Raw genomic sequence first — 17,077 nt, 5'->3', positions numbered from 1 at the left:
GTCGGCCGGGCGTCCGGGAGGAGAGGGAAGTGCCGTGGCGTGCCCGCGCACGTGGGGGTCGCGGCCGGCAGGAGTGAGGGCGCGCGTGGATGTCGGTCCGACTCAGCAGGAGACCACGGCGACGCCGGGGCAACGACTGGCGCTTTGCTGTGCCGCCACGCGGGTTTCGGGTCGGGAATCCGTGGCTTCCTGTTTCTTCGCGCTGTGCCGGGATTGCTCCTGGTCTTACCGGCGCTGCGCAGGCTGACACCGCCAGTCCGGCGGCGGCTTTGATGTTGATCGCGGAAGGGGGATCTTCTCCCGCCGCCTTCCGTCAGGGGTTCCCCGACCTTCTACGCCACTACTGGCGGGCCAACAAACTCTGGTCCGGTTCCTGCTTCGCCGGAACCGTCGGCGGGGCCACGCTCTCCATGGTCCGGCAGCACATCGAACAGCAGGACCGGCCGGTGTGAGCACCACCCGGGCTCCGCCGGGAGGAACCCTCCCTGCGCCCCGCGCCGCAGGCAAAGAACTGCCCTGTCCGGCACTGCCCCACCTGAGTCTGCGACGCGCTGCGCCGCCATCACCAGATTCGCTTCGCCACCGGCCTGACGGCCGATGCACGAAGGCGTCCTGGCAGCAGCGACCTTCAGGGAGGCAACACAAGTCGTCGGCTGTCTCGCATAGCGATATGACGTCAGCGAAATTTGCAGGCTATTGCCCCGGTTTGCCCGGGTCGATTTTGGGACAGCCACACCCCGCTGACGTGTGGCTGTCCCTATAATTCCTATCGGATTACTAGGAAAAGAAGGATCACCCCGAAGACGCTTGAGGAGACCACCACCATGGGCCTTGCCCCCATGCCGTCCCCACCCGCCTCGGCGTCCGACCCGTTCGGGCCCGGCCGCGCTCACTGGTTGCGCGTGGCCCAAGAGACGGCGGACGATCTGGCCACGGACGCGGCGGCCAGGGAGCACGCGGGCAAGCTCACCTTCGACGAGGTGTCCAGACTCCGTGAATCCGGCTTGCTGACGCTGCTCATACCGGCCGAACTCGGCGGAGGCGGCGCGGACTGGCCCACCGCCTTCGCGGTCGTCCGGGCGATCGCGGCCACCGACGCAGCGATCGCCCAACTCCTGGCGTCTCACTACTTCCTGTCCTGGGGTGCCCGGTGCTTCACCGAGCCTGAGCTCGCCGCTCGGATCGAACAGCGATCCGCCGCGGAGCAGTGGTGTTGGGGCGGTGGTTTCGCCCCTCAGGACTTCCCGCCGACCCTCGCCAGGAAAGGGAAGGGCTACGTCCTCGAGGGCCGGCAGAGCTACGCCACCCGAGTCCTCGTCGCCGACCGCCTCGCGGTGCGGGCCGAGCGGGCCGGCAGCGGCGAACCGGTCGCCGTCCTCGTCGATCCCACCCATCGCGGGGTGCGGATCGACGAGGCGGACACCTTCGGCCAACGGCTCGCGGCCGGAGGCGGCGTGGAGTTCAATGCCGTGCCGATCAGCGCCCAGGACGTCCTCGGCTCCCTGACCGCCGACGACGACGTGCTGTCACCGTCGGCGGCTCTCGCCTCACCGATCGGGCGTCTCCTCTCCGTCCAGCTCCTCCTCGGGCTCGCGGAAGGTGTACTGGCCGAGGCACGCGAATACTGCAGGGCGGCCCATGCGTCCCCTTCCTCGTGGAGCCCGTCCTGGCCGGACGGCTCTCCCCAGGACCCGCATGTCCAGGCCACCTATGGGGAACTGACGGTCCTCACCCGCTCCGCCGCCGCCCTCACGGATCAGGCGCTGGCAGCCGTCCACGGCGGACTGGCACGCGGCGAGGACCTCAGCTACGACGAGTACGCGGACATCTCGGTCCATGCGGCGATGGCCGAGGCCGCCGCCTCCAAGGCCGCGCAGGAGTCCACCAGCCGTGCCCTCGACGTCGTCGGCTCCCGCTCCGCCTCCGCCCGGCTGGGCCTCGACCGCTTCTGGCGCAACGCGCGCACGCACACCCTGCACCGGCCCGTCGCCCATCAGTTCCGCGACGTCGGAGACTACTTCCTCAACGGCGCCCATCCCCCGTTCGTCCTGCCTGCTTGACCGGGAAACCAGGAACGCCGGATCAGCGGCAAGGGCCACAGGTCGTCGACCGCGCACACGAGTTGCGGGACGAATCGCATGAAGTCTTGCGCCGTAGCTCATGGGTCGGCGCCACCATGGAACCGTCGCAGACCAAGTACCCCGCGTCGACACGCGTACGGATCCCGCTGCCTGGACCGCGCTGCCCTTCAGCACCGCGCTCCCCGCACTACTGCCCCTGGTGCACGCGGAGTTCGCGCTCTCCGAACTCGGCTATTTCCACGGCATCACACGCTCGGCGCACAACGCCCGCCTGGCCTACGAGTACTACGTCGGCCACGCGGAGTGGTTCGCCGGGGCCGACGGCAGGCGTCTGCTGCGGCGACTGGCGGAGAGCTGAATCGAGCTCACCCTCATGGGTGGCCTGCCCGGCGCTGGCCTGCGGTCGGTGGTCAGGGCTTGCGCGTTCGTAGGCGGCGCAGCATGCGGGGGTCCTCGAAGCCGACGGCGCGGGCGGCGGCGTCGAGGGTGGTGCCGTGGCTGATGAGGTGCTCGGCGCGTTCGAGGCGCAGGGCCTGCTGGTAGCGCAGCGGGGTCAGGCCGCCGGTGGCGCGGGTGAACAGGCGGGTGAGGGTGCGTTCGCTGACACCGGTGGCCGCGGCCAGGTCGGGCAGCGGCAAGGGCTGGTCGAAGCGGGCGTCGAGGAGATCCTGGGCCCGGTGCACGGTGTCGTCGAGGTGGGACCGGTGGCGGAGCATGGCGCTGGCCTGTGGCTCGTGGCCGTTGCGCCGGGCGTAGACCACCATGTCCCGGGCCACTTGCGCGGCGAGGGCGGGGCCGTGGCGGGTGGCGATCAGGTGGAGGGCCAGGTCGATGCCGCTGGCGATGCCTGCCGACGTGACCACCCGGTCGTCGGCGGTGTACAGGACGTCGCGGACGACGGTGGCCGCGGGATAACGGCGGGCGAGTTCGTCCTGAAGGTCGTGGTGGGTCGTGCAGCGGCGGCCGTCGAGCAGGCCGGCCCGGCCCAATGCTTCGGCTCCCGCGCAGACGCTGGCGACGGTGCCGCCCCGGGCGTGGTGGTCCCGGAGCCGCTCCAGGGCGGCAGCACCGAGGGCGGGAGCGCCGGCCAGGGTGGGCGCCCGCCAGCCGGGCACCACGATCAGGTCCTCGGGGCCCAACCGGGGCCAGTCGAGCCGGGCCACCACGGGCAGCCCCTGGGCGGTGGGGACCTGGGGCTGCTCGGCGAGGTAGCTGAGGGCGTAGGGGTGGCCGAAGTCGGCAGCCGTGGAGAAGACCTGGGCGGGACCGGCCAGGTCCAGGAGGTGGACTCCCGGCACCAGGAGGAAGGCGATGTGGCTCACGATCCGGTCATCATGCCCGCTGACCCGCCGCGGCTTCCAGTTCCTCGACCGTGGCGATGGTGGCGAAGCGTCCGGCCAGCGCGTACTCGGTACGCGTGATGATCTCCTCGGCGCTGAGGGTGCGGGGGTCCGCCAGCAGCTCGGCGGTGCTCTGGTCGGCGGGCGCGTCGCGGTGCGGGATCGGGTTGGTCGCGGTGGCGTCGGTGACGAAGGTGACCCGGTAGCCGAGGTCGCTCGCGACCCGGGTGGTGGTCTCCACGCACTGCTCGGTGCGGATGCCGCAGACGGTGAGTTCGTGGATGCCGCGCTCGGTGAGGAGTTGCTGGAGGTTGGTGGTGGTGAAGGCGTTGTGCGAGGTCTTGTGGATCAGCGGTTCCGTGTCCTGGCGCTCCAGCTCCTCCATGATCCGGACCTGGCCGAGGGCGGGGTCGAAGACGTCGCCGCTGCCGGGCTCCGAGTGCAGGACCCACACCACGAGGTCCCCGGCCCGGCGGGCGAGCTGGACCAGTCGGTCCACCTGGTCGGCGATCTTCGGATCGGAGATGGTCTCCCACAGCGGGCGGGCGCGGAAGGATTCCTGGACGTCGATGACGATCAGTGCTCGGGTCATGTCACCCAGCCTGAACGGTGCGGCCGGAGTGACGACAGGCCTCATCAGGTCCTGAACCGGACCGATCCGGTCACGGCGAGAGGGGGCAGGACGAGTCGTGCGACGCGGGCGGCCGGCACCGGGGCTCAGGCTCGGGCTCGGCTCACACCCGGACGCCGGTGTCCCCCTCGCCTCCCAGGGCGTACAGGTGCGGGAGGTTCACCACGATCGCCTCCTGCGTGCTACGGGCGATGACCACCACGGCCTCCTCCGCCGGGTCCGGGTTCTCCTCACGGTGGGGCACGTACGGGGGAACGAAGATGTAGTCGCCGGGAGAGGTCCGCAGGCGGATCTCCTGCGGGGTTCCGTCGGAGTCGTCGAGGAAGACGAACTCTGGGTGTCCGCTCAGCACGTGGATGGCGGTCTCGGACTCGCCGTGGTGGTGGTCGGAGGACGAGGTCGAGGGGGCCACGTGGGTCTGCCCCATCCAGAGCCTTTCGGAGCCGACAGTCTTGCCGCTGACGGCGGCGAACCTGCGCATGCCTCCGGACTGGGCGGTGTCGCCGTCGAGTTGGTCGGCGCGGATGTGGTGCAGCCGGGCGCGCAGGGGCGTTTCCGGGTGGCTCGCGGTGTCGTGGAGATGAGGGTGGAAACCTTCGCCGGGGGTGGTCAGCGGCTCGCTCATGGTTGGACGCTAGGACCACGCCGGAAAGGGTGTCAATGGGGGTCCATTGCGCTTCACCTGCGGCAATGTTCCCGCAAGATGCGAGGGGCACCCTGTGCGGAAGGGTGCCGCGAGACGAGCGAGCGGGTGAGTCCGGCGGGTCCTACGACGGTCCGACGGCCGTCGCGGCCCCGGTGCCGAACATCCATTCCCTTGCCTGGCCTGGGGTTGAGGGGTTCACTGGGGGGATGCCGACCTTGGGCGCCACGCTGACGGGCTTCTGGCCCTCGCGTCGTGTGTATCTCTTCGACGGGTTCTGTCGCCGGGCCTCGTGATCCCGCATCGCGCCATCACCCCGCCTGTGCCCTTCACCGTACGAGAGAACCGAGGTCCGTCATGTCCGTCACCGATGAGCTGCTCGCCAACAACGCCCGCTACGCCGAGACCTTCTCCGGCCCGCTCCCGCTGCCGCCCTCCCGCCAACTCGCCGTCGTGGCCTGCATGGACGCCCGGCTGAACGTCTACGCGATCCTCGGCCTTAACGACGGCGAAGCCCACGTCATCCGCAACGCCGGCGGGGTGGTCACCCAGGACGAGATCCGCTCGCTCGCCATCAGCCAGCGCCTGCTCGGCACCGAGGAGATCATCCTCATCCACCACACCGACTGCGGCATGTTGACCTTCACCGACGACGGGTTCAAGGACGCGGTCCAGAAGGACACCGGGATCCGTCCGCCCTGGGCGGCGGAGGCGTTCCCCGACCTGGAGGAGGACGTACGGCAGTCCGTCGCCCGGATCAAGGCCGACCCGTTCGTCGTCCACAAGGACCGCGTCCGCGGCTTCGTCTTCGACGTGGCCACCGGCAGGCTCACGGAAGTCCGCTGACCGGATTCCCTCCGCGGCACGTGCGCTCGACCGTCTCGTGCGGTTCGTTTGTGCGGGTAGGTCGGCACCGCGCTGTCCTTGGACCCGGCCGATGTCCGACCCCCTGCACTCCAGTAGGCCTGACAGCGGCCGGGTGGTGCCGCGTCGGGCTGTCGCCCGGGTACGCGGGCCCGTGCAGCACGAAATGCGACGCTGCGCCGGTGCAGTCGTGCGGACGTGCCGGCACCGGAAGGCGTGTCGGTGCCGGCAGCTCCACTCGTCTGCTCTGCCGGCCAATGCGTTGGCGAACCGGTCAGCTCACCAGGCCGGCATTCGTCAGCCACTCCTTCGCGACAGTGCTGGCGTCCTCCTTGTCGTTGACGAGCTTCTTCATCATGTCCTGGAGGTCGGCGGTGGTGAGCTTGGCCGAGACGGCGTTGAGGGCCGCCTTGGCCGTGTCGTTGACCGCGGACTTGTAGACCAAGGGCGTGACGTTCTGCGAGGAGAAGAGGTTCTTCGGGTCCTCCAGGACCACCAGCTTGTCCGCGACGATGGCCGGGTCCGTGGTGTAGATGTTGGCGGCCTGCACCTTGTCCGACTCCAGCAGCTTCAGCAGGGTGCTCTGCGCGCCCGCGTCGAGCGGCTGGAACTTCCCGAACTCGACGCCGTAGATCTTCTTCAGACCGACCCAGCCCTGGGTGCGGGTCTTGAACTCCGAGCCGGCCCCGATCGTCCACTTGCCCGCGACCGGCTTGAGGTCGGCGAGGGTCTTGAGGTTGTACTTCTTGGCGGTCTCGGCGGTGACCGTGACCGAGTCCTTGTCCTGGGCCTCGGCGGAGTCGAGGATCGCCACCGACGACGGGAGTTTCTGCTTCAGCTCGGCGTTGATGTCCTCGGTACTGGTCGCCGTGCTGTTCTTGTCGACCGCCACGGCCAGCAGGGCGCCGTTGTACTCCGGGAAGACCTGGATGCCGCCCTTGACGATCTGGTCGTAGTAGACCTCACGGGCTCCGATGTCGAACTTGCGGGTCACCTTCAGGCCCTTGGCCTCCAGGGCCTCGGCGTAGATCTCCGCGAGGAGTTGGTTCTCGGGGAAGTTCGCCGAGCCGACGACGAGGGACTTGCCGCCGCTGTCCTTGCTGCTGCCCGTCAGCGGATTGCTGTCGCTGGAGTCGCTGCTGCCGCAGGCGGTCAGCGAGAGTGCGGTGATCAGGCCGAAGGCGGCGCCGCGGTACATGCCTCTCATGGGTGTTTCCTTTCTCAGTGGCCCTGAAGCCCAAAAAACTCAGGATCTGGACGCCGAGACCCGCAGGCCCGGCGAGACGATGGCGCGTTGCAGCGCGGTGAAGGCGATCTGGACGAGGAGCGCCAGTACGACGACGACGGTGGAGCCGCCGATGACGAGCTCGTAGTCGTTGCGGGAGAGTCCGTCGACGATGAAGCGGCCCAGGCCGCCGAGACCCGGGTAGGCCGCGACGGTCGCGGTGGCCACGACCTGGATGGCGGCGACCCGCAGTCCGAGGAGGATCAGCGGCAGCGCCATCGGCACCTCCACCTTCACCAGGACCTCCCACTCGGTCATGCCGACCCCGCGGGCCGCGTCCCTGGTGGCGGGGTCCACGCCCCGGACTCCCTCGAAGGTGTTGATGAGGATCGGCGGGACCGCGAGCGCGATCAGGGCGATCAGCACGGGTGTCGTGCTGAGCCCGGCGAGGGTGACGACGAGAACGACCAGGCCGAAGGTGGGGATCGCCCGCGCGAGGTTGGCCACGCTGGCCACGACGAACGCCCCGCGGCCGGTGTGCCCGACCAGCAGCCCGAACGCCAGCCCGATCAGGGCGGCGAACAGCAGGGACAGGCCGCTGTAGGTGAGGTGTTCCAGCAGCCGCTGGGGGATGCCCTCTGCGCCGTGCCACTGCTTGGAGGACGTCAACCAGTCGCCCACGAGCCGGAGTTGGTTCAGGAGATCGTTCATGACGCCGTCACCTTGCTCCGGGACCACGGGGTGAGCAGCCGCTGCGCCAGGACGAGCAGGGCGTCGGTGGTGAGCGCGAGCAGCATGATCAGGGCGATCGCGGTGACGATCGGGGTGGGGAAGTCGAGTTGGAGGCCGCGGGTGATGTAGTACCCGAGCCCGCCCTGTCCGATCAGCTGTCCCACGGCGACGAGACTGATGGACGAGACGGCGGCGACACGCACGCCGGCGATGACGACGGGTACGGCGATGGGCAGTTCGACCTGGACGACACGGCGTACCGGACCGAATCCCATCGCGGTGGCCGCCTGCCGGACCGGTTCGGGGACCGAGGCCAGCCCGTCCACGACGTTGGGCACCAGGACCGACAGTGTGTAGAGCGTCAGCGGGATCATCACGGTGCGTTCCGTCAGCCCGGTGTACTTCACGAAGATCATGAACAGGGCCAGTGACGGGATCGAGTACAGGATGTTGTTCACGGTCAGGACCGGCGGGTACAGCCATCGCCAGCGGTGGCACAGGATGCCGAGGGGAATCGAGATGATCAGCCCGAACAGCACCGGAAGCAGGCCCAGTCTGAGATGGACACCGGTGTAGTCGGCCAGCTCGCCCGCATGGTCGCCGATCCAGTCCCAACGGACCAGCGGCTCACCGTCATTCATGCTTCACCACCGCCCGTCCTGCCTCCGGTGGCCTGGGCCTCGGCGGCGGCTATGACGGCGGACAGCTCGTACGCGTCGGCGACGCCGATGACCGCGCCGTCCACGTCCACGCCCACCGCGAGCCGGGAGGGCGACAGAAGAGCCGAGTCGAGGGCGGCCCGCGCCGAGTCGCCGACGAGGCTGAAGGTGTGGCCCAGTGGCGTCAGCGTCGCGTCCGCGAGCGTGCCGCCGTTGGGCAGTTCGGCGGCAGCGACCCAGCCGAGCGGTCGCCGGGCGTCGTCGACGACGAGGATCCACGGCTCGTCCGTCGCCCGGGCCTGCGCCACGGGCGTGGTCGCCGGCAGCACCGGCCCGTCGCGCAGCGGCACTTCGGCCGCCTTGACGAAGGACAGCCGGCGGATGCCCCGGTCCTGCCCGACGAAGCCGGCCACGAAGTCGTCGGCGGGATGGGCGAGCAGCCGCTCGGGGGTGTCGAACTGGGCCAGCTTGCCGCCGGTTCGGAACACCGCGATGTTGTCGCCGAGTTTGATCGCCTCGTCGATGTCGTGGGTGACGAACACGATCGTCTTGTGCAGCTCCTTCTGCAGCCGGATGAACTCCGCCTGCAACTCGGCCCGCACGATGGGGTCCACGGCGCTGAAGGGCTCGTCCATCAGCAGCACCGGCGGGTCGGCGCCCAACGCCCGGGCCACTCCGACGCGTTGCTGCTGCCCGCCGGAGAGCTGGTTGGGGTAGCGCTTGGCCATCTCGGCCGGCAGCCCCACCAGTTCCAGCAGCTCCGCCGCGCGCGCCCGCGCCTTCTTCTTGCTCCAGCCGAGCAGCAGCGGAACGGTGGCTATGTTGTCGAGGATGGTGCGGTGCGGGAACAGCCCCGCGTGCTGGATCACGTATCCGATGCCGCGGCGCAGCTCGGGGGCGTGGACCTCCCGGATGTCCTGACCGCGCAGGCTCACCGTCCCCGCCGTCGGCTCCACCATGCGGTTGATCATGCGCAGGGTCGTGGTCTTGCCGCAGCCGGAGGGACCGACCAGGACCGTGATGCCGCCCTCGGCCAACTCCAGGGACAAATCGTCCACGGCTGTGGTTCCGTTTGGATAGTTTTTGCTCACCGCGTCGAATCTGATCAAGGCTGCCCCTTACCCGACTGCATATGGTCATGCAGAGTTATGGGTGACTGAATGGCGAGTCAATGCCCAGCTGTAAACGGCGCGTTACGTTCGTGCGAAATCACTCCCGGGACGCTCGGAACGATCAGGTCCCACGCACGATATGACGTGCAAAGTGCCAGCTCAGACGTAGGGAGACACCTTGAAACCGGTCTGGTTCACCTTCCTGAACGGCTCCGACATCGACCAGCTCGAACTGACCGACCTCGAGATCCTCGACGCCGTCGAGGACGGGCTGCGCGCCCAGGGCCTCGGGGAGACGGTCATCGAACCGCGCGTCCACCTCATGCCCGATCCCGCCTTCAACGGCCACTTCAACGTCCTGCGCGGCTACATCGCGCCGCTCGCGCTGGCCGGGGTCAAGATCGTGGGCGACTACGTCGACAACTACCGGCAGGGCCTGCCCTCCGAGATGGCTCTGCTCAACCTCTTCGACCCCCGCAGCGGCATGCCCGTGGCCGTGCTCGACGCCACCGCGATCACCGAGATGCGTACCGGTGCCCTCACCGCGCTCGGGGCACGTCATCTGGCCCGCCCCGACGCCAAGGTGCTCGGGCACATCGGCGCCCGCGCCACCTCGTACTGGAACGTCCGGCTGCTCGACCGGATCTTCGACCTCGACGAGATACGCGTCCACTCGCGCCGCCCCGAGAGCCGCGAGGCCTTCGCCGAGCGCCTCCAACGAGAACTCGGCAGGCCCGTGACCGTCACCGAGGACTGGAAGAGCTGCGTGGAGGGCGCCGACATCGTGGTGGAGGCGTCCCGCCTGGAACGCCCGGAGCCACTGCTGAAGACCGAATGGATCGCCCCCGGCTCACTGGTCGTGCCCTACGGCGTGCACAGCGCCGTCGAGTTCGACCTCACGGACATCATGGACAAGATCGTGATGGACGACTGGGGCCAGGCACACGCCGGCCCCTTCGGCGCACTGCGCCGGCACGTGGACTCCGGCAAGCTCAACAAGGACACCCTGCACGGGGAGTTGGGCGAGATCGTCGTCGGCAAGAAGCCCGGCCGCGAGAGCCCGGAGGAGACCAACCTGTTCTGGCACCGCGGCCTCTCCCTGTCCGACATCGCGCTGGGCGCGGCCATGCTGAGGAAGGCCGAGGAGCGCGGTCTCGGCCAGAAGCTGCGGTTCTCGTGACGGGGATCACGGTCGACGGGAAAACGTTGTCCTACGACGATGTCGTCGCCGTCGCGTGCCACGGAGCCCAAGTCGCCTTGACGGGAGAGGTGTTGCCCCGGCTGGAGCGCGAACGGGCCGTCGTGGACGACGTGGTCGACCGCCAGGTGCCGACGTACGGTCTGACGACAGGGCTGGGCACCCGCTCGTCCTACGCACTGCCGCGCGCCGAACTGGAGCTGTTCAGCGTGCGTACGGTGCGCGGGCGCGCCAACGCGGTCGGCGATCCGCTGCCCGCCCCCGTCGTACGCGCCGCCGTGCTCGCGCGCGTCAACGGCATCGCGGGCGGCGGCAGCGGAGTGCGGCCGGAGATCTTGCGGCTGCTCGTCGACATGCTCAATGCACGGGTGCATCCGGTGATCCCCGAGGTCGGCTCGATCGGCGCCTCCGATCTGTGCCAGATGGCCCATGTCGGTCTGGTGGTCATCGGCGAGGGCAGCGCGGAGTTCGGCGGCGAGGTGCTCGACGGCGCCACGGCACTGCGCCGGGCCGGTCTCACCCCGGCCGTACTGGGCCCGAAGGACGGCCATGTGCTGTGCAGCGCAAGCCCGTTGGCCGCCGGGCAGGGAGCACTCGCCCTGCACGAGGCAGCCGCCGTCCTCACCCTGGCGCAGGCGGTCACGGCACTGACCTACGAAGGCTTCCGGGCGAACACCAGCCCCCTCGACGCCCGGGTGCTGGGCCTGCGCCCCGCTCCCGGCCAGTCCCGCGCGGCAGCCGAACTGCTCGCTCTGCTGGACGGCGGTGAGCTGGGCGATCCCCGCCGGGCGCGGCGGGTGCAGGACCCCGTGAGCCTGCGCTGCGCCGCGCAGGTGCACGGCTCCGCGTACACGGCACTGGATCTCGCCGACGCCGCGCTGGACCCCGAGCTGAACGGCTGCGGAGACAATCCGGTGGTGCTGGCGGACTCCGGCGAGATCCTCTCGTCCGGCAACTTCCACACGCCGGCCCTGGCCCTCGCCTTCGACACCCTCGCCCTGGCCCTGACCCAGACCGCGTCGATCTCCGCCGAGCGCATGCGGCGGCTGCTCGACCCCGCCGTCAGCGGACTGCCCGCGAACCTCTCCCCGTACGGCCCGGAGCGCTCCGGCTTCGCACCGCTGACCAAGACGGCGCAGGCCCTCGTCGCCGAGATCCGCATGCTGTCCACACCCGTGTCCACCGACCCCCGGCACGGCGCGGACGCCGTCGAGGACGACTCGACCAACGCCGCGCTCGGCGCACGGCGACTCACCACGATGCTCACCCGTCTGCGTCAGCTGCTCGCCGTGGAGGCCGTGGTCGCCACGCAGGCGGTGGATCTGGCGGCACCGCCCGCCCTGGGACGCGGGCCTGCGGTCCTGCACAGCGCGATCCGGAAGGTCGTGCCTCCTCTGGACGACGACCGGCCGCACGGGGTGGACGTGGAGACGGTGAGCCGCGACGTCCTGGCTTCGGACGATGTGCGGAGCGCGCTGCGCGCCTTGGTGGGAGGAGCGTCCTGACCGACGTCGACGTACGTCAACCGTCCGGGCCGGGCGCTTGTCTCGCTGTCCGCCGCGAACGGCGTGGAGTGGCTGCCCCCGGCCCGGGCGAGGGGCCCCTGCTCGACGCCCACCTGCGCCCCTCTGCTCGATCTCGACGTGCAGCCAGGTGCACGCCGCCTGGGCGGCGTACGCCCTCCGGGTCGCCGATCCGCGGCGGCTGCTCACCCAGCAGGATTGACCGTGCCCAGATCGAGTCCCGCCTCCCGAGCCCTGCGGGCGGCCTCCTCGTACCCGGCGTCCGCGTAACGGGCCACGCCCAGCGCGGGGTCGGTCCAGAACACCCGGCGGATCTTGCGTTCCGCCAGTTCGGTGCCGTCCGCGACCACGGTGAGGCCGGTGTGGATGCTGCGGCCCACCCCGACACCGCCGCCGTTACCGACGGACACCCAGGTCGCGCCTTGGGCGGCGTTGAGCAGCGCGGCCAGGACGGGCCAGTCGGCGATCGCGTCGCTGCCGTCGAGCATGCCCTCGGTCTCCCGGGACGGCGAGGCGACGGCGGCGGGGTCCATGTGGTCCCGGCCCAGGGCCAGCGGTCCGATCTCACCGCGCCGCACGAGGTCGTTGAGGCGCAGGCCGACCTCGTGCCGCTCCCCCAGGCCGAGCCAGCAGATCCGGGCGGGCAGCCCCTGCGGCGCGACCCGGGCACGGGCCAGCGTGAACCACCGTTCCAGGGACGGCGACTGCACCACTTCGAGTACGGCGTCCTCGCTGCGGCGCAGGTCCTCGGGGTCGCCACTGAGGCAGACCCAGCGGTACGGCCCCACGCCGCGCGCGAAGATCGGACGTACGTACTCGGCGACGAATCCGGGGAGTTCGGCGGCCCGGGATGCTCCGGCCGTCACCGCCTGGGCGCGCAGGTTGTTGCCGTACTCGAAGACGACGGACGCACGATCGCGCAGCGCCAGCAGGGCGTCCGCGTGCGCGCGCAACGAGGCCTCCACGGCATCGCGGTAGGCGAGATCGGGGACGCGTGCCGGGTCCGGGCCGTATCCGATGGGCACATAGCCGGCGTCGAGGTCGTGCGCGGCGGTCTGGTCGGTCGCTATGTCGACGGCGACCTGGTCGGCCACCAGCCGGGGCAGGATCTCGGCGATGTTCCCGACGAGCGCGATGGCGGCGGGGTCGGTCGAGCCGGTGAGGTCGGCGACGGCGGTCTCGTAGTCGGGGGCGATGCGGTCGACCCAGCCCGCGTCGAGCCTGCGCCGCGCGCGCTCGGGGTCGACCTCGACGATGAGACCCCGGCCGCCCAGGTTCGCGATGGCCAGACCCTGCGCGCCGCCCATTCCGCCGAGTCCGGCCGTGACCACCCGGCGGCCTGCGAGGGTGCCGCCGAAGTGGCGGCGGGCGATGGCCGCGAACGTCTCGTGGGTGAAGCCGAGGACGCCCTGGGTGCCGATGTAGAACCAGGCGGCCGCGGTCATCTGCCCGTACATGGTGAGCCCGGCGTCCTCCAGGCGCCGGAAGCCGTCTTCGTCCGACCAGGCGGGCACGACCATGGCGGTCGAGATCAGCACGCGCGGCGCGTCCGGGTGGGTCGGCAGCACGGCCACGGGCTTGCCCGACTGCACCATCAACGTCTCGTCGGGGCCGAGGCGTTCGAGGGCGGCGACGATCGCGTCGTACGCCTCCCAGGAGCGGGCGGCCCGGCCGCGGCCGCCGTAGACGACGAGCCGTGCGGAGTCCTCGGCGACGGCGGGGTCGAGGGTGTTGAGGAAGCAGCGCAGTACGCCCTCCTGCTCCCAACCACGGCACCGGAGTTCGGCCCCGGTGGGCGCCGGGACGCCGCGCCTTCCGGCAAAGTGACCATTGATTGGATCCATGGATCCAATCTAGTATCCGGGCATGTGCCCGCCTCCGTCGTCCGCCCGGCCCCCGGGTGAGCAGCTCGCCGTCGCGAGCCTCGCCGACCAGATCGCCTACCGGCTGCGCGCCGACATCCTCGACGGGAAGCTGCCGTTCGGCACCCGCCTCCAACACGAGGAACTGGCCACGCGGTTCGGGGTCAGCCGGATGCCCATCCGCGAGGCGCTGCGTCAGCTCCAGGCCCTCAACCTGGTCGAGCTGGCACCCAACCGGGGTGCGACGGTGCGCACCCCCTCCCGGGCGGAACTCGTCGAGGTCTACGAACTCCGCGCCGAGATGGAGGCGTTCGCGTGCGCACTGGCCTGCGAGCGGGCCTCCGCCGAGGAACTGGACGAGCTGGAGCGGACGCAGGAGCGGCTCACCGAAGCCGTCGCCGCGGCGGGTCGCATCGACGACGCGGAACTGGACGCGGCCGTGACGGGCGCGAACACCGCCTTCCACGACCTGATCCACCGATCCGCCGGCAACGGCCGCCTGACCGAGTCCATCGCAGGGCTCACCCAGGTCTTCCCCCGCGACCTGGTCTGGCGCGTCATCGCCCATGACGAGACGGCTCTGACGACCATGAACGTCCACGAGCACCAGGCCATCGCCGCCGCCCTGCGCGCCCGCACACCGGACGCCGCCCGCAGGGTGATGCGCGACCACGTCCGCGGCGCCGGGGAGATTCTGCTCGCCCATCTCGACGAGCAGAGATTCTGGGGATGAGCCCGATGAGTGCGATGAGCCCGTTGAGTGCGATGAGCCCGTTGAGCTCGTCCTTCGGTCGTGTGCTGGTCATCGGCGGTGGCGCCATGGCCACCGGCATCGCCGCCCGCCTCGCCGCCGCGGACATCGAGACGGTCGTCCTCGTCCGGCGGCGGGAAGCGGTCGCGCCGACCCGGGACGAGATCGGCCGTCGGGTAGGTCAACTCGGCGGATCCGTACGGCCGGTGACCGTCCTCGTCGGCGACGCACCCGGGCCGTTCGCACTGGCGGTGGAGTCGGTCGCCGAGGACCTGGTGGCGAAGCGCGCCGTGCTGGCCCGTGCCGAAGCGCTCGTCGCCGACGACGGAATCGTGGCGACCAACACCTCCTCGCTGCGTCTGGCGGATCTCGCCGAAGGCCTCAAGCGCCCCGAACTCTTCGCCAGCTGGCACTGGTTCAACCCCGCCGAACTCGTGCCGCTCGTCGAGGTGACGGGCGGACCGCTGACGGCTCCGGACACCTTGGCGCGGCTCGCCTCCCTTTCCCGGGCGATCGGCAAGGAGCCGATCACGCTCCGCCGCGACCACCCGGGTTTCGTGGCCAACCGGTTGCAGTACGCGCTGCTGCGCGAGGCGTACGCCTTGGTCGAGGAGGGCGTCTGCGAGGCCGAGGACGTCGACCGGGCCGTCGTGGCCGGGCTCGGCGCACGCTGGGCGGCGATCGGCCCGTTCGCCTCGATGGACGCCGCGGGACTGGACGTACACGAAGCAGTGGCCGAGCAGTTGTTCCCGCAGCTTTCGCGCGTGACCGAGGTGCCGGCACTGCTGCGGGAGGCACGGCGCGCTGGTGCGACCGGTATGAAGGGCGGCCGGGGGCTGCTCGGTGACTACCCGGCCGACGCCGTACGGCAGATCGCGGCGCGGCGGGACGCGATGCTCGCCCTGCTGGCGGAGGCGCGGGCATGACCTCTGTGGCCGAACCGATGGAAGCCGTTGCCGAACCGGACGAGGACGCGCTCGTGTTGGGCGACCGCCCGCTTCTTCCGGCCGACGTCGTGGCGGTGGCCCGCGGCCGCCGCGTGGTTCTCGGCCGTGCCGCCCGCGAACGAATGGGCGTCTCCCGCACCGCACTTGAGGCGGTACTGGCCCGCGGTGACACCGTCTACGGACTCACCACCGGCGTCGGCGCGATCAAGACCGAGGCGATCCCGGCCGACCGGCAGACTGCCTTCCAGCGCCTGCTGCTGCGCGCGCACCGAGTGGGTCACGGGCAGCTCGCGCCCGGGGAGTTCGTGCGGGCCGCCATGGCCGTACGGGCCGCCGGGCTCGCGGTCGGCGTCGGGGGCGTACGGGCCGAGGTCGCCGACGCGTTCTGCCAGGCCCTCGACACCGGCGTGACGCCCCGGGTCCACCTGCTCGGCTCGATCGGACAGGCAGACCTGAGCCAGATGGCCGAGATCGGCCTGGCGCTCATCGGCCACGGCGACGACGGAGCGGCGCTGGTCGCCGGGGGCTACCAGCCGATAGAACTCGGCCCACGGGAAGCGCACGCCATCGTCAACAGCAACGCGTTCTCGGTCGGAATCGCCTGCCTGGCCATGGAACGGGCGACCCGGGCGGTGCGGGCCCTGGACGTGTCGGCGGCGCTCTCACTGGAGGGCCTCACCGGGAACGTCGACGCCGTCCACCCGGCCGTCGCGGGGGTACGCCCGTACACCGGCGCCCACGAGACGATCGGCCGCCTGCGCGCACTGCTGTCGGGCGGCGCCCTGCTGACCGGCACGACACCGCCGCGCGCCATTCAGGACCCCCTCGCCTTCAAGGTGGTGCCGCAGACACACGGTGCGGCCCGCCAGGCGCTCACACACTGCGGCGGCGTCATCGAGACCGAACTCGCCTCCTCCGGCGACAGCCCGATCATGCTCGTCGACGAGGACCGCGCCATCTCGACCGGCAACCACGACATCGCTCCGGTCGCCATCGCGCTGGACTACGCGCGGCTCGGGCTCGCGCAGGCGGTCACCATCGCGGGCGAGCGGGTGCAGAAGCTGCTCGACTCGGCCTTCACCGGCCTGCCGACCGGGCTACGCGCCGACCCCACCGCGCCCGACGACGGCCTGGCGATCGTCGCCAACGGCGCGGCGAGCCTGGCCGGCGAAGCGCGCCTGCTCGCACAGCCCGTCACTCTGGAGCAGCCCACCAGCGCCATCGCGGCCGGCATCGAGGACCGGATCACCATGGCCCCCACCGCGGCCCGCCGCCTGCACGACATGGCCGGCCTGGCCTTGCGGTTGGCCGCCGTCGAGCTCATGTGCGCCGCCCAGGCGGTCGATCTCCGCGGGCACGCCGGCGACCTGGGCGACGGGACCCGCCGTGCGTATACGGCGACTCGGCGTTCGGTCCCTTTCGTCGGTGCGGGCGAGGCGCCGGACGGCGATCTCGACGCGCTCGAGGACTGGCTCGCCGGCGACGATCTCCCCTAGCAGGCCTCACAGA

17 protein-coding genes are annotated in these 17,077 nt (G+C 70.8%); 9 read left to right on the top strand and 8 right to left on the bottom strand.

The features are described from left to right. Positions 1-272: 272 nt before the first annotated feature. The 3 genes from ACFULQ_RS12910 (at position 273) to ACFULQ_RS12900 (ending at position 2,439) form a co-directional block, all read left to right on the top strand. Positions 273-452 carry a transposase gene (locus tag ACFULQ_RS12910; RefSeq protein WP_383542116.1) on the top strand — a complete coding sequence of 60 codons (180 nt, stop codon included), beginning with the start codon at positions 273-275 and terminating at the stop codon, positions 450-452. Positions 453-824: 372 nt separating this feature from the next. After that, positions 825-2,060 (top strand): acyl-CoA dehydrogenase family protein, encoded by a 1,236-nt coding sequence (locus tag ACFULQ_RS12905; protein ID WP_383542113.1) that lies wholly within the window; start codon positions 825-827, stop codon positions 2,058-2,060. Positions 2,061-2,160: 100 nt separating this feature from the next. Then, positions 2,161-2,439, top strand: coding sequence for a hypothetical protein (locus ACFULQ_RS12900; protein ID WP_383542110.1), 279 nt, complete (start codon positions 2,161-2,163; stop codon positions 2,437-2,439). A gap of 52 nt (positions 2,440-2,491) precedes the next feature. Here the strand turns inward: ACFULQ_RS12900 and ACFULQ_RS12895 are convergent, their stop codons facing one another. From ACFULQ_RS12895 to ACFULQ_RS12885, 3 genes are all read right to left on the bottom strand, one after another. Next, positions 2,492-3,403, bottom strand: coding sequence for a GlxA family transcriptional regulator (locus ACFULQ_RS12895; protein WP_383542108.1), 912 nt, complete (start codon positions 3,401-3,403; stop codon positions 2,492-2,494). A 10-nt stretch (positions 3,404-3,413) separates the two neighbouring features. Then, complete coding sequence (locus tag ACFULQ_RS12890; RefSeq protein ID WP_383542105.1) at positions 3,414-4,013, bottom strand: isochorismatase family protein; 600 nt, start codon at positions 4,011-4,013, stop codon at positions 3,414-3,416. 142 nt (positions 4,014-4,155) lie between these two features. Beyond that, entirely contained in the window at positions 4,156-4,677 is a 522-nt protein-coding gene (locus tag ACFULQ_RS12885) for a cupin domain-containing protein (protein WP_383542102.1), read from the bottom strand. A gap of 375 nt (positions 4,678-5,052) precedes the next feature. On the opposite strand from ACFULQ_RS12885, the gene ACFULQ_RS12880 reads away from it, so the two are divergent. After that, the gene (locus ACFULQ_RS12880) at positions 5,053-5,541 is read left to right on the top strand and encodes a carbonic anhydrase (protein WP_225827076.1); all 489 of its coding nucleotides are present in this window, start codon (positions 5,053-5,055) and stop codon (positions 5,539-5,541) included. 292 nt (positions 5,542-5,833) lie between these two features. On the opposite strand, the gene ACFULQ_RS12875 is transcribed toward ACFULQ_RS12880, so the two are convergent. The 4 genes from ACFULQ_RS12875 to ACFULQ_RS12860 are packed head-to-tail and all read right to left on the bottom strand — an operon-like array spanning position 5,834 to position 9,284. After that, on the bottom strand, positions 5,834-6,757 hold the full coding sequence (locus ACFULQ_RS12875) for an ABC transporter substrate-binding protein (protein WP_383542193.1): 924 nt from the start codon (positions 6,755-6,757) through the stop codon (positions 5,834-5,836). Between the two features lie 48 nt (positions 6,758-6,805). Continuing rightward, the gene (locus ACFULQ_RS12870) at positions 6,806-7,495 is read right to left on the bottom strand and encodes an ABC transporter permease (RefSeq protein WP_383542099.1); all 690 of its coding nucleotides are present in this window, start codon (positions 7,493-7,495) and stop codon (positions 6,806-6,808) included. Then, entirely contained in the window at positions 7,492-8,157 is a 666-nt protein-coding gene (locus tag ACFULQ_RS12865) for an ABC transporter permease (protein WP_383542096.1), read from the bottom strand. Before ACFULQ_RS12865 ends, ACFULQ_RS12870 begins: the two co-directional genes overlap by 4 nt. Next, a complete protein-coding gene (locus tag ACFULQ_RS12860; protein ID WP_383542092.1) occupies positions 8,154-9,284 on the bottom strand; it encodes an ABC transporter ATP-binding protein in 1,131 nt (376 codons plus the stop codon). Before ACFULQ_RS12860 ends, ACFULQ_RS12865 begins: the two co-directional genes overlap by 4 nt. A gap of 181 nt (positions 9,285-9,465) precedes the next feature. Between ACFULQ_RS12860 and ACFULQ_RS12855 the strand changes: the two genes are divergently transcribed. Both ACFULQ_RS12855 and hutH read left to right on the top strand, forming a co-directional pair. Next, positions 9,466-10,467, top strand: a complete 1,002-nt coding sequence (locus ACFULQ_RS12855; protein ID WP_383542089.1) for an ornithine cyclodeaminase family protein — start codon at positions 9,466-9,468, stop codon at positions 10,465-10,467. Next, positions 10,464-11,990, top strand: coding sequence for a histidine ammonia-lyase (hutH, locus tag ACFULQ_RS12850; RefSeq protein WP_383542087.1), 1,527 nt, complete (start codon positions 10,464-10,466; stop codon positions 11,988-11,990). Before ACFULQ_RS12855 ends, hutH begins: the two co-directional genes overlap by 4 nt. 203 nt (positions 11,991-12,193) lie before the next feature. Here hutH and hutU read toward each other — a convergent pair whose 3' ends face one another. After that, positions 12,194-13,852, bottom strand: a complete 1,659-nt coding sequence (gene hutU / locus ACFULQ_RS12845; RefSeq protein ID WP_383542084.1) for a urocanate hydratase — start codon at positions 13,850-13,852, stop codon at positions 12,194-12,196. Between the two features lie 22 nt (positions 13,853-13,874). Here hutU and ACFULQ_RS12840 point away from each other — a divergent pair, with 22 nt between their 5' ends. From ACFULQ_RS12840 to ACFULQ_RS12830, 3 genes are read left to right on the top strand one after another with little or no spacing between them, the layout of a single operon-like run. Then, entirely contained in the window at positions 13,875-14,603 is a 729-nt protein-coding gene (locus ACFULQ_RS12840) for a GntR family transcriptional regulator (protein ID WP_383542081.1), read from the top strand. Continuing rightward, positions 14,600-15,547 carry a 3-hydroxyacyl-CoA dehydrogenase family protein gene (locus ACFULQ_RS12835; RefSeq protein ID WP_383542079.1) on the top strand — a complete coding sequence of 316 codons (948 nt, stop codon included), beginning with the start codon at positions 14,600-14,602 and terminating at the stop codon, positions 15,545-15,547. The genes ACFULQ_RS12840 and ACFULQ_RS12835 overlap by 4 nt, the downstream gene beginning before the upstream one ends. Then, positions 15,544-17,064: an aromatic amino acid lyase gene (locus ACFULQ_RS12830; protein ID WP_383542077.1), complete on the top strand. Its 1,521-nt coding sequence runs from the start codon at positions 15,544-15,546 to the stop codon at positions 17,062-17,064. Before ACFULQ_RS12835 ends, ACFULQ_RS12830 begins: the two co-directional genes overlap by 4 nt. Positions 17,065-17,077: the final 13 nt, after the last annotated feature.

This window comes from Streptomyces sp. NPDC057253 (assembly GCF_042669125.1).
Lineage (GTDB): Bacteria > Actinomycetota > Actinomycetes > Streptomycetales > Streptomycetaceae > Streptomyces.
This window is presented reverse-complemented; position numbering and strand designations above follow the sequence as displayed.

Coding starts and splice junctions, on each gene's coding strand:
- ACFULQ_RS12865 (WP_383542096.1), bottom strand. CDS start 8,157: ATGAATGACGGTGAGCCGCTGGTCCGTTGGGACTGGATCGGCGACCAT.
- ACFULQ_RS12885 (WP_383542102.1), bottom strand. CDS start 4,677: ATGAGCGAGCCGCTGACCACCCCCGGCGAAGGTTTCCACCCTCATCTC.
- ACFULQ_RS12900 (WP_383542110.1), top strand. CDS start 2,161: ATGGGTCGGCGCCACCATGGAACCGTCGCAGACCAAGTACCCCGCGTC.
- ACFULQ_RS12910 (WP_383542116.1), top strand. CDS start 273: ATGTTGATCGCGGAAGGGGGATCTTCTCCCGCCGCCTTCCGTCAGGGG.
- ACFULQ_RS12890 (WP_383542105.1), bottom strand. CDS start 4,013: ATGACCCGAGCACTGATCGTCATCGACGTCCAGGAATCCTTCCGCGCC.
- ACFULQ_RS12875 (WP_383542193.1), bottom strand. CDS start 6,757: ATGTACCGCGGCGCCGCCTTCGGCCTGATCACCGCACTCTCGCTGACC.
- hutU (WP_383542084.1), bottom strand. CDS start 13,852: ATGGATCCAATCAATGGTCACTTTGCCGGAAGGCGCGGCGTCCCGGCG.
- ACFULQ_RS12905 (WP_383542113.1), top strand. CDS start 825: ATGGGCCTTGCCCCCATGCCGTCCCCACCCGCCTCGGCGTCCGACCCG.
- ACFULQ_RS12880 (WP_225827076.1), top strand. CDS start 5,053: ATGTCCGTCACCGATGAGCTGCTCGCCAACAACGCCCGCTACGCCGAG.
- ACFULQ_RS12835 (WP_383542079.1), top strand. CDS start 14,600: ATGAGCCCGATGAGTGCGATGAGCCCGTTGAGTGCGATGAGCCCGTTG.
- ACFULQ_RS12870 (WP_383542099.1), bottom strand. CDS start 7,495: ATGAACGATCTCCTGAACCAACTCCGGCTCGTGGGCGACTGGTTGACG.
- ACFULQ_RS12840 (WP_383542081.1), top strand. CDS start 13,875: ATGTGCCCGCCTCCGTCGTCCGCCCGGCCCCCGGGTGAGCAGCTCGCC.
- ACFULQ_RS12830 (WP_383542077.1), top strand. CDS start 15,544: ATGACCTCTGTGGCCGAACCGATGGAAGCCGTTGCCGAACCGGACGAG.